Source organism: Caulobacter sp. S45 (assembly GCF_903642205.1).
In the GTDB taxonomy this organism is placed as follows: Bacteria; Pseudomonadota; Alphaproteobacteria; order Caulobacterales; family Caulobacteraceae; genus CAHJWH01.
Genome location: NZ_CAHJWH010000084.1, coordinates 1 through 13525, shown reverse-complemented (window position 1 = coordinate 13525; position 13525 = coordinate 1). Strand labels below are relative to the sequence as shown.

At 69.4% G+C, this 13525-nt stretch carries 11 protein-coding genes; 7 read left to right on the top strand and 4 right to left on the bottom strand.

What is annotated here, in order from left to right:
* Positions 1 to 67 precede the first annotated feature (67 nt).
* The 4 genes from HUV06_RS09710 to HUV06_RS09695 all read left to right on the top strand — a co-directional run bounded on the left by HUV06_RS09710 (position 68) and on the right by HUV06_RS09695 (position 6729).
* The gene (locus HUV06_RS09710; protein ID WP_174301070.1) at positions 68 to 2845 is read left to right on the top strand and encodes a valine--tRNA ligase; all 2778 of its coding nucleotides are present in this window, start codon (positions 68 to 70) and stop codon (positions 2843 to 2845) included.
* Between the two features lie 220 nt (positions 2846 to 3065).
* The gene (locus HUV06_RS09705) at positions 3066 to 4310 is read left to right on the top strand and encodes a class I SAM-dependent RNA methyltransferase (protein ID WP_174301071.1); all 1245 of its coding nucleotides are present in this window, start codon (positions 3066 to 3068) and stop codon (positions 4308 to 4310) included.
* A gap of 1 nt (position 4311) precedes the next feature.
* On the top strand, positions 4312 to 5418 hold the full coding sequence (locus HUV06_RS09700) for a class I SAM-dependent methyltransferase (RefSeq protein WP_174301069.1): 1107 nt from the start codon (positions 4312 to 4314) through the stop codon (positions 5416 to 5418).
* A 51-nt stretch (positions 5419 to 5469) separates the two neighbouring features.
* Positions 5470 to 6729 (top strand): pentapeptide repeat-containing protein, encoded by a 1260-nt coding sequence (locus HUV06_RS09695; RefSeq protein ID WP_174301068.1) that lies wholly within the window; start codon positions 5470 to 5472, stop codon positions 6727 to 6729.
* A 61-nt stretch (positions 6730 to 6790) separates the two neighbouring features.
* Here the strand turns inward: HUV06_RS09695 and HUV06_RS09690 are convergent, their stop codons facing one another.
* Positions 6791 to 7276 (bottom strand): Hsp20 family protein, encoded by a 486-nt coding sequence (locus tag HUV06_RS09690; protein ID WP_174301067.1) that lies wholly within the window; start codon positions 7274 to 7276, stop codon positions 6791 to 6793.
* 250 nt (positions 7277 to 7526) lie between these two features.
* Here HUV06_RS09690 and HUV06_RS09685 point away from each other — a divergent pair, with 250 nt between their 5' ends.
* Positions 7527 to 7835, top strand: coding sequence for an SCP2 sterol-binding domain-containing protein (locus HUV06_RS09685; RefSeq protein WP_174301066.1), 309 nt, complete (start codon positions 7527 to 7529; stop codon positions 7833 to 7835).
* 77 nt (positions 7836 to 7912) lie between these two features.
* Here HUV06_RS09685 and HUV06_RS09680 read toward each other — a convergent pair whose 3' ends face one another.
* On the bottom strand, positions 7913 to 8476 hold the full coding sequence (locus tag HUV06_RS09680) for a nucleoside 2-deoxyribosyltransferase (protein ID WP_174301065.1): 564 nt from the start codon (positions 8474 to 8476) through the stop codon (positions 7913 to 7915).
* 30 nt (positions 8477 to 8506) lie between these two features.
* Positions 8507 to 9436, bottom strand: a complete 930-nt coding sequence (gene miaA / locus HUV06_RS09675; RefSeq protein ID WP_174301064.1) for a tRNA (adenosine(37)-N6)-dimethylallyltransferase MiaA — start codon at positions 9434 to 9436, stop codon at positions 8507 to 8509.
* Here miaA and serB point away from each other — a divergent pair.
* On the top strand, positions 9435 to 10322 hold the full coding sequence (gene serB / locus HUV06_RS09670) for a phosphoserine phosphatase SerB (RefSeq protein WP_217433753.1): 888 nt from the start codon (positions 9435 to 9437) through the stop codon (positions 10320 to 10322). The two genes, miaA and serB, sit on opposite strands and share 2 nt — an antisense overlap.
* 69 nt (positions 10323 to 10391) lie before the next feature.
* On the opposite strand, the gene HUV06_RS09665 is transcribed toward serB, so the two are convergent.
* On the bottom strand, positions 10392 to 10982 hold the full coding sequence (locus tag HUV06_RS09665) for a CDP-alcohol phosphatidyltransferase family protein (protein ID WP_174301062.1): 591 nt from the start codon (positions 10980 to 10982) through the stop codon (positions 10392 to 10394).
* Between the two features lie 123 nt (positions 10983 to 11105).
* On the opposite strand from HUV06_RS09665, the gene HUV06_RS09660 reads away from it, so the two are divergent.
* Positions 11106 to 13525: MMPL family transporter (locus tag HUV06_RS09660; protein WP_174301061.1), on the top strand; the 2420-nt coding region annotated here is incomplete at its 3' end.

Genomic DNA, 13525 nt, shown 5'->3' with positions numbered 1-13525 from the left:
CTATCCCGTCGAGGCAGGCGGTTTTTAGCTTGCATACCCGTCCCCGCCGCGCTTTCCCCCACCAGCCATGCTCGAGAAGACCTTCGACCCCAAGTCCGCCGAACCGCGTCTGTATGCCCGCTGGGAAGCGTCGGGCGCCTTCCGCCCCGAAGAGGCCCTGGCGCGCAACCCGGACGCCAAGCCCTTCTGCATGGTCATCCCGCCGCCCAACGTCACCGGTTCGCTGCACATCGGCCATGCGCTGAACACCACGCTACAGGACATCCTCGCCCGCTACCACCGCATGAAGGGCGAGGCCGTCCTGTGGCTTCCCGGGACCGACCACGCCGGTATCGCCACCCAGATGGTGGTGGAGCGCCAGCTCGCCGCCGAGGGGAACATCGGCCGCCGCGACATGAGCCGCGAGGACTTCGTCGACCGGGTGTGGGCCTGGAAGGCGCAGTCCGGCGGGACCATCACCCAGCAGCTGCGCCGGCTCGGGGCCTCCTGCGACTGGAGCCGCGAGCGCTTCACCCTCGACGAGGGCCTGTCGGCGGCGGTGCGCAAGGTGTTCGTGGAGCTGCACAGGAAGGGCCTGATCTATCGCGACAAGCGGCTGGTGAACTGGGACCCGCACTTCCAGACCGCCATCAGCGACCTCGAGGTCGAGACCCGCGAGGTGCAGGGCAAGATGTGGTGGTTCGCCTATCCGCTGGAGGGCGAGCCCATCGACGGAGTGTCCGAGATCGTCATCGCCACCACGCGGCCGGAGACCATGCTCGGCGACGGCGCGGTGGCCGTGCATCCGGACGATGAGCGCTACACGAAGTTCGTGGGCCGGATGGTGAAGCTGCCCATCGCCGACCGGCTGATCCCCATCATCGCCGACGAGTACCCGGACCCGGAGAAGGGCTCGGGCGCGGTGAAGATCACCGGTGCCCATGATTTCAACGACTTCCAGGTGGCCCAGCGGCACGGCCTGTCGATGATCTCGATCATGGACGAGCGCGCGCGCATGACCGGCCCGATCCCGGAGCGCTACCAGGGCGTGGAGCGTGAACACGCCCGGCGCATGGTGGTGCAGGAGATCGAGGCGCTCGGCCTGCTGCGCGAGATCGAGGACAAGCTGATCGCCCAGCCCCACGGCGACCGCTCCGGCGTGGTGATCGAGCCCTTCCTCACCGACCAGTGGTACGTGGACGCCAAGACCCTGGCGGCGCCCGCGATCGCGGCGGTGGAGGACGGCCGCACCGTCTTCGAGCCCAGGAACTGGGAGAAGACCTACTTCGAATGGATGCGCAACATCGAGCCCTGGTGCATCTCGCGCCAACTCTGGTGGGGGCACCGGATACCGGCTTGGTATGTACATGACTGGGTTGATGAAGATTTCAAACCAAAGCTACGGGACGTTATTGTCTTCGAAACGCCTGAAGAGGCGGAAGCTGAAATCTTTCGACGCTTTCCTAATGTCGTCTGGGCAGAGGATCTAAGCGACGCTCAGACAAAGATCGCCGAACTCGGGTTTACACCCTCGAATGGTCCTCCGAGCGTCTACCGGGATAATGACGTTCTCGACACCTGGTTCTCCTCCGCCCTGTGGCCCTTCTCCACCCTCGGCTGGCCGGAGGACACCGCGGACCTGCAGCGCTTCTACCCCACCGACACCCTGGTCACCGGCTTCGACATCATCTTCTTCTGGGTGGCGCGGATGATGATGATGGGGCTGGAGTTCCGAGGCGAGGTCCCGTTCCGCCGGGTGGTCATCAACGGGCTGGTGCGCGACGAGCGCGGGCAGAAGATGTCCAAGTCCAAGGGCAACGTCATCGACCCGCTCGACATCGTCGACGAGTTGGGCTGCGACGCGCTGCGCTTCACCATGGCCATGCTCTCGGGCACGCGCGACATCAAGCTGTCGAAGACCCGGATCGAGGGCTACCGCAACTTCGGCACCAAGCTCTGGAACGCCGCCCGCTTCTGCCAGATGAACGAGTGCGTGGCCGACCCCGCGTTCGACCCCGGTGCGGTGTGCGAGACGCTGAACCGCTGGATACGATCGGAAACCACCGCTGCGGCCCACGCGGTGACGGCCGCGCTGGACGGGGCCGACTTCGCGGAAGCGGCGAGCGTGCTCTACCGCTTCATCTGGAACGTGGTCTGCGACTGGTATCTGGAGCTGGCCAAGCCGATCCTGAACGGCGGCGAGGGCAGGGCCAAGGCCGAGACCCGCGCGACCATCGCCTGGGTGCTGGACCAGGCGCTGCGCCTGCTGCACCCTGTCTCCCCCTTCATCACCGAGGAGCTGTGGGAGCAGACCGCCGAGTTCGGCCCCGCCCGCCAGACCCTGCTGATCGAGACGCCCTGGCCCGACTTGCCCGCAGCGTGGATCGACCCGGCGGCCGAGGCAGAGATCGACTGGCTGATCGCCCTGGTCACCGAGGTGCGCTCCGTCCGCGCCGAGATGAACGTACCGCCGTCGGCCAAGCCGCCGCTCACCCTGATCGCGCCGGATGCGGAGACCCGCAGCCGGCTGGCCCGCAACCGCGACCGGCTGTGCAGCCTGGCGCGGCTGGACACCGTGCGCGAGGCCGATGCGGCCCCGCCCGGCGCGGTGCTGCTGGGCGGCGTCGGCGCGGCCCTGTCGGTGGCGGGCTTCATCGACCTCGCCGCCGAGCGCGCCCGCCTGGAGAAGGGCGTCGCGTCCGCCGAGCAGGACATCGCCCGCACTGCGAAGAAGCTAGCCAACCCCGACTTCATCGCCCGCGCCAAGCCCGAGGTGGTCGAGGCGGAGCGGGCGAAGCTGGCGGAGGCGGAAGCGACGCTGGCGCGGCTGAAGGCCGGTCTCGCGCGGCTGAGGGGGTTGGACTGAGACGGGCGCCGCCTCTTCTCTCCCCCTGCGAAGCGGGGGGAGGGGACCGCGCGAAGCGTGGTGAGGGGGGCGTCACCGCCGCTGCCGTATCAAGTAGGACAATGGAGCGGCGGCGACGCCCCCTCCGTCACGTCGCTTCGCGCCGCGCCACCTCCCCCGCTGCGCAGGGGAGGAGTGGGATTTGAGACAGCTTCGCAGACCGGCTCCTGTCTCCACGCCCTTGCAAACGGCGGACCTCACCATCGCCGCCCTCGGCGCCTCCGGCGATGGCGTCGCCGAGCTGGACGGCCACCCCGCCTACGTCCCCTTCACCCTCGTCGGCGAGCAGGTGCGCGCCCGCGTCTCCGGTGAACGCGGCGAGCTGGAGGCCGTGCTTCAGCCTTCGGCCCACCGCGTCGCCCCACCCTGTCCGCACTTCGGCCGCTGCGGCGGCTGCGCGCTGCAGCACTTCGACCCTGCGCCCTACCTGGCGTGGAAGGTGGAGCAGGTGCGCCTCGCGCTCGGCCGCGAACGGATCGAGACCGAGTTCGCCACGCCCTTCGCCGCCGCGCCGGGCTCCCGCCGCCGCTTGGCGCTCCACGCCCGCAAGTCCGGACGCCACGTGACGCTCGGCTACAAGGCGCGCGGGACCTGGGACCTGGTGGAGATCGCCGTCTGCGCCATCGCCGAGCCCCGCCTGGTCGCCGCCCTGCCGGCGCTCGCCGCCTGCGCCAGCCCGCTCTTCGAACACGCCAAGTCCGCCCCCATCCTGCACGTCACCTCCACCCTCACCGGCCTTGACGTGGACGTCAGCGGCGTGGAGGCCAGGAGAGGCGGCCTGTCCGCCGACTCGCGCCGCCGGGTGGCCGACGCGGCGCAGGCAGGCGGCTTGGCCCGGCTGACGCTCGCGGGCGAGGCCTTGTTCCAGGCGCGCCGGCCCATCGTCCGCTTCGGCGCGGCGAGCGTGGCGCCGCCGCCCGGCGGCTTCCTCCAGGCGGTGGAGGCGGCCGAGGTGGCCATGGCGGCGTTCGCGTGCGAGGCCATTCAAGGCGCCGATCGCGTCGCCGACCTCTACTGCGGCTCGGGCGCCTTCAGCTTCCGCCTAGCCGAGACCGCCTCGGTGCTGGCGATCGACGGGACGGCAAGCGCGGTCGAGGCGCTCCGACAGGCCATCGCCACCGCGCCCGGCCTGAAGCAGATCACGACAGAGGCTCGTGATCTCGCCCGCCGCCCGCTGCTCGCCATGGAGATGAAGCGGTTGGACGCGGTGCTGTTCGACCCGCCTCGGGCCGGGGCGCTGGAGCAGGTGCGCGAGATCGCTCCCTCCAAGGTCAGTCGGGCTGTGGGCGTCTCCTGCAATCCGGCGACCTTCGCCCGGGACGCCCGGGTGCTGGTCGACGCCGGATTCCACCTGACGCGCGTGCTGCCGGTGGACCAGTTCCTCTGGTCTCCCCATATCGAGCTGGTAGGCGTTTTCGAGCGGTGAGATGGACCAGACCGGCATAACCCCCCTTCCGGCGAACCCTGAGCCCCATCGCCCGGCGGCCTTCCGCCGCGATGCCCGCAGCCATCGTGCGCTGTCCACCGCCAAGGCCCTGTGGTGGACCACCAACCGCGCCGCAGGCCGCGCCATCGCCAAGCCCGCCGACGACGAGACGGCCCCACCGCCCGGCGTCGACACTCCGCCGCCCAGGGCCGGCCGTCTGCGCTCGGCGTGGCTGGAAGCCTTTGAGAAGGACGCGGCCGATGTCGCGGCGGGCCTCTACCCGGTCACCGAGACGCCTCCGCGCAACGTCGCCCAGCCGATCCGCCGCGCGGTGGACGTGATCGCCGACGCCCGCCAAGTCGAAGCCCGCCGCAAGCGCGGCGGCGCGGTTGAGGCGCGCGAGGAAGAGGGCTCCATCGGCCCAACCTACTACCGCCAGAACTTCCACTATCAGACCGGCGGCTGGTTCACCGCGGACAGCGCCAAGCGCTACGAGGCCCAGGTGGAGGCGCTGTTCTCCGGCGCTGCGGGAGCGATGCGCCGCCGCGCCCTGTCCCTGCTGGCCAAGGCTTGGCGCGACCAGGACCAGCGGGACCTGAAGATCGCGGACATCGCCTGCGGCTCAGGCGCCTTCCTCAAGGACCTGAAGGGCGCGTTCCCGCGCGCCGCCGTGGCGGGCGTGGACCTGAGCCACGCCTATGCCCAGGAGGCGGGGCTCCGCTCCGGTGCAGGCATGGCTCAGGCGGCGGCCGAACGGCTGCCCTTCGCCGATGTGAGCCTGGACGGCGTCAGCTGCATCTACCTGTTCCACGAGCTGCCGCCGAAGGTTCGGCCGGCGGTCGCGGCGGAGCTGGCGCGGGTGCTGAAGCCCGGGGGCGTGCTCGCCTTCGCCGACTCCATCCAGACTGTCGATGCACCGGACCTGGATCGGCTGCTCCAGGCCTTTCCCGCCTTCTTCCACGAGCCCTATTTCGCCAGTTACCAGGCCACCGACCTGTCCGCCCTGTTCGCCGGGGCCGGTCTCCTCCCTGAGGCGAGGGACAGCGCCTTCCTCACCAAAGCGCTCCTCTTCCGCAAGCCTGCGGCGACCGGCATCGCGGACGCTTAACCCTTCGCGCACCTTCGCCGATTAGCTTGAGGTCAGATCGGCGAGGGCTGGATGGCGCAAGGCGCGCGGCGGCGGTTCACGCAGGCCGAACTGGACGCGGTGCTCGATGGGCACGAGCGTTTCCTTCAAGGCCGCGCGGGCGGCCAAAGGCTGACCCATCGTTTCGCTGACCTGTCCGGGCTGCAGTTTGCAGGACGCAGGCTCTCCGAGGCAGATTTCACCGGCTGCAACTTGGCGGGCGCCAGGTTCACCCGAGCCGATCTCACCCGCGCCTCCCTGTTCGGCTGCGACCTCAGCACGGCCGACCTTCGGGGTGCGATCCTGTGCCGGGCGGATTTGCGTGGCGTGGTGCTCCGAGGCGCCAACCTGGCCTTCGCCGATCTGAGCGGCGCGGACTTCCGACAGGGCAAGATCGTGGTCCCCCATCCCAAGCTGGGGCTGGAGACGCTGCGCAGCGAGAACCGCTCCGCCGATCTGGCGGATGCGAACTTCTCCGGCGCGACCCTGGACGGATCCCAGCTGTCGGGCACCACCGCGTGCAACGCCGACTTCACCGACTGTTCGCTGCGAGGGGCCAAGCTCGCCAACGCGAACCTGAAGGACGCGAACCTGAGCGGGGCGAACCTGGAGGGGGCCCAGGTGGCGGGCGCGAACCTGGAAGGCGCCAACCTCTCCGGCGCCGTGCTGACGGGGGTGGACACCCGCGGCGCCAAGCTCTCACGGGCCGACTTGACCAACGTGCTACGCGACCTGCCGGGCGATCCCAAGATCCAGCTGCTGAGGTTGTTGCAGCGGGTGCAGTCGTCGGCGGTCTGGTGGCGAAGCGAGGGCGCGACCGGCGCCCTCGCCAGCTTCGATGGCGAGGACATGCGGCTGTTGAAGGGCGAGCTGAAGGGTGCGCGGCTGGCGGCGCTCTCGGCGAAGGGCGCCTGCCTGGTCGGCATGGACCTGTCCGGAGCCTTCCTGCAGGGGGCCAACTTCGAAGGCGCGGACCTGCGGAACGTGAACCTGCGCGGCGCCGACCTTCGTGCCGCCCGCTTCACAGGCGCCAACCTCACCAAGGCGGACTTGAGGGAGGTCGTCGCCACGGCGCTTCCCCTGGGCCAGGGGCGTACGGCGCCGGCCCAGTTCGCACGCACCCGAATGCGCTACGCGATGTTGCAGGGCGCCGACGTGAGCGGCGCGATCTTCGAAGAGAGCGATCTCGCCGGGGCTGATTTCACAGGCGCCAAGCTGGCCGGGGCACGCTGGCGGCAAGCCCAGCTATTCGCCGTAATAGGGCTCGACTTCAGCCGGGGCCAGGCGGCCTGATCCTGCACGAAAAAGGGCGGCGCTGACGCGCCGCCCTCATGATCCTTCAGCAGAGCCGGGATCAGGCGGCGTTGGCGTGTGCCTCGATCAGGCCCTTGTCGGCCTGAGGGGCAGCAGCCTGGGCACGCTGGCCGATCTCGATCCGCCGAGGCTTCATGCTTTCCGGCAGCTCGCGCTTCAGCGAGATGGAGAGCAGACCATCGGCCAGGTCGGCGCTGGTGACCACCACGTAGTCCGCCAGCTGGAAGCGGCGCTCGAAGTTGCGCTCGGCCAGGCCGCGATGCAGGTAGCGCTTGCCCTCATCCGTGTTGGCGGCTTTGCGGCCGGCCACCGTGAGGACGTTCTCCTTAACATCGACGTTCAGCTCGTCAGGTCGGAAGCCCGCGACGGCGACCTCGATGCGGTAGGTGTCATCGCCCGTGGTCTCGATGTTGTAGGGCGGATAGCCGGAAGGCGCTTCGGCCTTGGACGCGGCGTCCAGCAGGGCGGCCAGGCGGTCGAACCCGACGGCGGAGCGGTACAGGGGGGAGAGATCGATCGTGCGCATGTTCACATCCTTCTTCATCAAGCAAGGTGCGACGCCCACCACATGAGGTGACAGGCGCAGGTGCGGCCATGCGGACACAAAGCTCCGCACGACCCTGAAGACCCGAAACCGGCGTCGTTAGGGATTCAGATAGGCAGGGGTAAGCACCCTTCAAGCCGATTTCAGGACAAAAACGCTCTCGCTTCGTGTTGCGCAACCTGCATTCCCGGGCGAAACAGCCGGCTCAATGACACCAGGAGTCGCTGCTTAGATGGCAAGCTTGGAAGAAATCACCACCAAGTTCCGCAAGGCGGTGGGCGAGGATGCGGCGCTGGGCCGGTCGGTCAAGTTCGTCCTCAAGGGCGATGGCGTGGTCCGCGTGGACGGGAGCCTGGTGAGCAACGACGACCTTCCCGCCGATCTGACGCTGACCCTGTCCCGGGCCGATCTGGAGGCGCTCGGAGAAGGCCGGATCAACCCCATGACCGCGGTGCTCACCGGGCGGCTGAAGGTCTCCGACATGGCCATGGCGATGCAGATGCAGTCAAAGCTCCAGGCGCTGTTCGACCGCGTGCGCTGATTGCTGCTGTCGTCAGCTGTTAAACCGGCCTTGCGCCGTTGAGGGGCAGGCGGCTGGCCGAAGCGTTCCAGAGCAGATCAGTCGTCCCAGTCCTTGAGTGCTTCGAGACAGAGTTCAAGCCCGGTGACGTCGCCAAGAGGATCGGGCGTGACGATGACAAACAGCCGCCGCGCCTCCGCCCACAACAAGGGACTGTCGGGTAGATCGAGGTCATCAACCGCGCATCCATCGGGGTCTCGCCAGACTCCGGCCTCGTCCGGCATGGCGCCGAGCCAGCCTTCCACTCGGCTGCGGTAGTCGGCGTCGTCCTCGTCCTCGACGTTGAGGTAGGCCAGCACCGGTTTGCCGAGCGCGCTCGCAAAGCCGACTTCGAAAGCGGTGGCGGGATCGCAGGCCGGCCCACGCCAGGGCGTCAGATTGGCCACCACCGCGTCGCACGCCCGCAGGTTGGCCAACGTTCCGGCATAAATCTCGCGGGCCTGCAGCTCGCCGGCGGTGGTGCTCAGGCTCACCTCGTCGCCCGCCAGCCGGGCGGTGAGCTCCGCGGCCGTGCACAGCGCGCGCTTGCGGCCGATCAGCGCTTCCGCGTCAGGATAGGACCGGTCAGGGCCGGCGAGATAGAGGGTCTTCAGGCGGCGCATGGGCTGACCAAGCCGACGTGACTGGCATAGTCAAGCTGAGGCGGCCTGCTGCAGGTTCAGCAGGGCGGCCCATTGCTCCTCCGGCTGCACCTCCCTGACTCTCGGCCAGTCCGGGGTCTGGTTGCGGAACCAGGTGGACTGCCGCTTGGCGTAGCGCCGGGTCTGGAGCTGACCTTCGGCGAGCGCCGCGTCGAGGGGACGGCCTGCTTGCAGGTGACGGCCAAATTCACGGACGCCTAGCGCCTTCATCGCGGGCAGTTCGGGGGGCAGGCCTCGTGAGAGGAGCGATGCGACCTCCTCCAGGGCGCCCCGGGTGAGCATCGTCTGCAAGCGAAGATTGCATCGGGTATAGAGGGCGGCGCGGGGCGGATCCAAGACGACGGAGCGGTAATCGCCCGGCGCCAGCATGGGAAGCGTCCGCCCTCTCCAAGCCGACAGGCGCCGCCCGGTGGCCTCCAGCACGCTTGCCGCGCGGATCAGCCGCTGACGGTCGCCGGCCTGGATGCGGGCCGCCGATTGCGGATCGCCGATGGCGAGCGCGGCCCGGAACTCGGTCTCCCCTTGCGCCTCCAACCGCGCCGACGTTGCGTCTCGCACCTGCGCGGGCACTCCCGGGATGTCAGCGAGCCCGCTCGTGAGCGCTTGGAAATAGAGTCCGGTGCCGCCCACGATCAAGGCCGAGCGATCCCGGCTCGCGACGCCGTCGAGCACGTCGCGGGCGGCGCGCAGCCAACGGCCCACCGACCACGCCTCCGACGCATCAGCCACGCCGTAAAGGTGGTGGGGCGCACAGGCCAGGTCGGCGGGAGAGGGGCGGGCTGTCAGGACCGACAGATCGGCATAAAGCTGCATGGAATCGGCGTTGACGATCTCAGCGTCCATCGCTTGCGCCAGCCGGAGCGCGAGCCCGGACTTGCCGCTTGCGGTGGGTCCGGCGATCAGCCAGACGCTAGGCCTCATGCTGTTCGCCCTCACCCTCGCCGGGCCTGACGCCGAGGCCGTCCGAAACGCCGCTTATCGGGTACGAGCCCTGGCCGCCGCAGCGGGCGAGGTCAAGTCCACGGCTTGGCTTGGCCCCGGCGGCGCCGATGTGATGATGGAGTCGCAGGATCGGCTTGCAGTCGCGGCGGTCGCACAGGCCGCGGTCGAGGACGCCTCGGTCGATGTCTGTGTCCAGCCGTCGGAGGGGCGGCGCAAGCGACTTCTCCTGGCCGACATGGATTCCACCATCATCGGCTGCGAGTGCCTGGACGAACTGGCCGATTATGCGGGCGTGAAGGCTGAGGTGACTGAGGTCACCGAACGCGCCATGCGCGGCGAGATCGCCTTCGAGGGCGCGCTGCGCGAGCGGGTGAGCAAGCTCAAGGGGCTGCAGGCTGACGTCCTCACACGTTGCTACGCCGAACGCGTACGGCTGAACCCCGGCGCCCGTATCCTGGTGCAGACCCTGGTGGCGAACGGAGTGCGTTGCGTGCTGGTCTCGGGCGGTTTCGAGGCCTTCACCGGCCCGGTCGCTGAAGCGGCCGGCTTCACTACACACCACGCCAACCGACTGCTGGTCCAGGATGCGCGGCTGACTGGAACGGTCGGCGAGCCGATCCTGGGGCGCGCCGCTAAGCTGGAAGCGCTTCGCCACCACGCTGCGGAGCTGGGCGTCGGCCTTGGCGCCGCCCTGGCGGTAGGCGACGGCGCCAACGATCTGGCCATGATCGAGGCGGCGGGCCTCGGCGTCGCCTATCGCGCCAAGCCTGTGGTGGCCGAGCGCGCCGACGCCCGGCTCGACCACGCCGACCTGACCGCGCTGCTCTATTTCCAGGGCTACCGAGCCAGCGACTTCATCGACTAACCTTCTTTCCCCATCGAGGGGAGGGCGTCTGTAGGTCGTCTATATGGTGGGCGGCTCTGGACCACAGCATCAGGCGCGGCGCGTGCGCAGGCGTTCGCGCAGCACGAGCAGGATCACGATGATCGGCGTCGCAGTCCCTGCCAGCACCAGGGCCAGCTTGGACAGGCCGAGCCAGATAAGCACCGGCAGGCCCACCATGGCGTCGTCAGCGTCGGCCAGGGTCCGGCCGTCCAGCCCTGGTCCGCTGGTGCCCGCGACCTTCAAGACATTGATCTGGTAGAAAACGGCGACGACGGACGCGCCGGCTACCGCCCCCAGCGCGATCGCGACCGGCCCCAGCTCGCCGAGCAGGCCTATGCCCAGCCCGATGAAGGTCGCGACCGTGGCGATGCAATCGCAGGTCAGATCATAGCGGTAGCCGCCGGCGCTCATCTTGCCGCTCAGTCGGGCCAGCTCACCGTCCGCCCGGTCGAGCAGCAGGGAGACAAGAAACAGGCCGCTCCCCGCCACTCGCCAGCCCCCTCCGAAAGCAAAGCCCGTCGCCGCCGCAAGTCCTGTCAGCAGGCGCATGGTGGTGAGCTGGTTGGGGGTGATCGGCGTACGCGCCAGGGGCCGCATGGCCGGGCGCACCAGCCGGTGGAGAAGGGTGTCGTGACTCACGCGCCGTCTTTGCGCCGCAGCTTTGCATTGTCGAGCTTGTAATCGCGGGCTTGAACCTGATGCGGCTTAGCGGGCACAAGCTCGATGCGCGCTCCGGCCCTGGGCCTAAGGATCATCTTCGCCGTGAAGCCTTCCCTCATCGCCCGCGTCGTGGCCGCCAGCTGCCGCTCCGCCTGGCTGGTGGGCGCGCTGGGCCTCCTGCTGGCGTTGGGCGCGGGTTGGTACACGGCCGGCCACTTCGCCATGTCCACCGACACCGCGGCGCTGATCTCGCCCAAGCTGAAGTGGCGCCAGAACAGCGCGCGCATCGCCTCCGCCTTCCCGCAGAACGAGGACGTCACCGCCGTCGTGATCGACGGCCAGACGCCGGAGCTGGCCGAATCGGCCGCCGGACGGCTGACCCAGGCGCTGCAGGCCCAGTCTGGCCGATTCATCAGCGTGCGCCGTCCAAACGGCGGCCCCTTCTTCCATAAGGAGGGGCTGCTGCTGCTGCCTCTCTCGGAGGTGCAGTCCACCCTGAACCAGCTGATGGCCGCCCAGGGCTTCCTCGGCCCGCTGGCGGCGGACCCGAGCCTGCGCGGGGTCATGAACGCCATGGACACGGCCATGGTGGGCGTCCAGCACGGCCAGGCCAGCCTAGCCCAGATCGACAAGCCCATGGTCGGGCTGGCGAGCGCCCTGGACAAGGTGGCGGCGGGACAGCCGGCTTGGTTTTCCTGGGAGGCGCTGTTCTCCAGCGGGCCGCACGCCGCAGGGAGCCGACAGTTTGTCCTGGTGCGGCCGAAGCTCGACTACGGGGCGCTGGAGCCCGGCGCGGCCTCCAGCGCGCTGATCCGCCAGACCGCCGCCGGCCTGAAGCTCGACGCCGCCCATGGCGTGCGGGTCCGGCTCACCGGCTCGGTGCCGCTGGACGACGAGCAGTTCGCCTCGCTGAAGCAGCGGGCCTGGCTGATCCCTGTCGTGATGATCAGCGCCATGCTGGTGATGCTGTGGCTGGGGGTGCGCTCGGCCAAGCTGATCGGCGCCATCCTGCTTACCACCGTGGTGGGGCTGGTGATCACCGCGGGGTTGGGTCTGGCGGCGGTGCACCGGTTCAACCTGATCTCGGTGGCCTTCATCCCGCTCTTCGTGGGGCTGGGGGTGGACTTCGGCATCCAGTTCAGCGTTCGCTACCGCGCGGAGCGACTTACCCATCCGCGGCTTGAGGACGCCCTCGCTGCGGCGGGAGCGGGCGTCGGCGGCTCCTTGGCCCTGGCGGCCGCGGCCATCGCGCTCGCCTTCTTCGCCTTTCTGCCCACCAGCTATCTGGGCGTATCTGAACTGGGCGTCATCGCCGGCGTCGGCATGATCGTGGCCTTCGTGCTGGCGATCACCTTCCTGCCGGCGCTTCTCACCCTGCTGAAGCCACCGGGGGAGACGGCGGAGGTGGGGCTGGAGTCGCTGGGGCGGCTGGATGTCTACCTGATCGGGCGCCGCCGCCGTGTGCTGACCATCGCCGGGGCTGCGGCCCTGGTTTGCCTGATCCTGATGGCTTTCCTGCGCTTCGACTTCAATCCGCTCCACCTGCAGAACCCGCACGGGGAGGCGATCACCACCGTCGCCGACCTGATGAAGGACCCGCAGGAGACGCCCAACACCATCGACGTGCTGTCGCCGGACTTGGCCGCGGCCGACGCCCTCGCCGGCCGCCTGGAGAAGCTGCCGCAGGTGTCCCAGGCCCTGACGCTCAGCACCTTCATCCCGACCGACCAGACCGCGAAGCTGGCGGCGGTGAGTGACGCCCAGCTGCTGCTCGACCCCACCCTGAACCCGTTCGAGACCCAGCCGGCGCCCTCAGATGCGGAGGGGGTGGCCAGCCTCGCCCGTACGGCCGGCGACCTGCGCGCCGCCGCTCAGGTCTCCACCGGGCAGCCGGCCGCCGACGCCCGTCATCTGGCCGATGTGCTGCAGAAGCTGGTCGCAGCACCGCCAGCGGTACGCGCGCGGGCCTCGGACACCCTGGTAGCGCCGCTGACCATCTTGTTCGACCAGCTCCGCGGCCTGCTGCAGGCCCAGCCCGTCACCCGGGCCTCGCTGCCACCCGACCTGGTGAGCGACTGGGTCGACGCCGGGGGGGAGGCGAGGGTGTCGGTCTTCCCGAGCGGCGACTCCAATAACAACGCGGTGCTGGCGCGTTTCTCGAGAGCGGTGCGCCAGGTGGCGCCCGACGCCGCCGGCACGCCCATCTCCATCCAGGAGGCGGGCCGCAGCATCTACACGGCCTTCATCCAGGCGGGCGTGCTGTCCTTCATCGTCATCGTGGCGCTGCTGGGCCTGGTGCTGAGGAGCGTGCGCGACGTGGCGCTGACGCTCGCGCCCATCCTGCTGGCGGGCCTGCTGACCTTGGCCACCTGCGTGGTCATCGGCCAGCCGCTCAACTTCGCCAACATCATCGCCTTGCCTCTGCTGCTGGGCATAGGCGTAGCGTTCAACATCTATTTCGTCATCGCCTGGCGCAACGGCGAGACCAACCTCTTGAGCTCCAGCCTGGCGCGGGCGGTGCT

Bases quoted from the DNA above. Each gene is read 5' to 3' on its own strand.
- miaA (WP_174301064.1), bottom strand. From the start codon at position 9,436: ATGAGGCCTAGCGTCTGGCTGATCGCCGGACCCACCGCAAGCGGCAAG.
- HUV06_RS09695 (WP_174301068.1), top strand. From the start codon at position 5,470: ATGGCGCAAGGCGCGCGGCGGCGGTTCACGCAGGCCGAACTGGACGCG.
- HUV06_RS09680 (WP_174301065.1), bottom strand. From the start codon at position 8,476: ATGCGCCGCCTGAAGACCCTCTATCTCGCCGGCCCTGACCGGTCCTAT.
- serB (WP_217433753.1), top strand. From the start codon at position 9,435: ATGCTGTTCGCCCTCACCCTCGCCGGGCCTGACGCCGAGGCCGTCCGA.
- HUV06_RS09690 (WP_174301067.1), bottom strand. From the start codon at position 7,276: ATGCGCACGATCGATCTCTCCCCCCTGTACCGCTCCGCCGTCGGGTTC.
- HUV06_RS09700 (WP_174301069.1), top strand. From the start codon at position 4,312: ATGGACCAGACCGGCATAACCCCCCTTCCGGCGAACCCTGAGCCCCAT.
- HUV06_RS09685 (WP_174301066.1), top strand. From the start codon at position 7,527: ATGGCAAGCTTGGAAGAAATCACCACCAAGTTCCGCAAGGCGGTGGGC.
- HUV06_RS09710 (WP_174301070.1), top strand. From the start codon at position 68: ATGCTCGAGAAGACCTTCGACCCCAAGTCCGCCGAACCGCGTCTGTAT.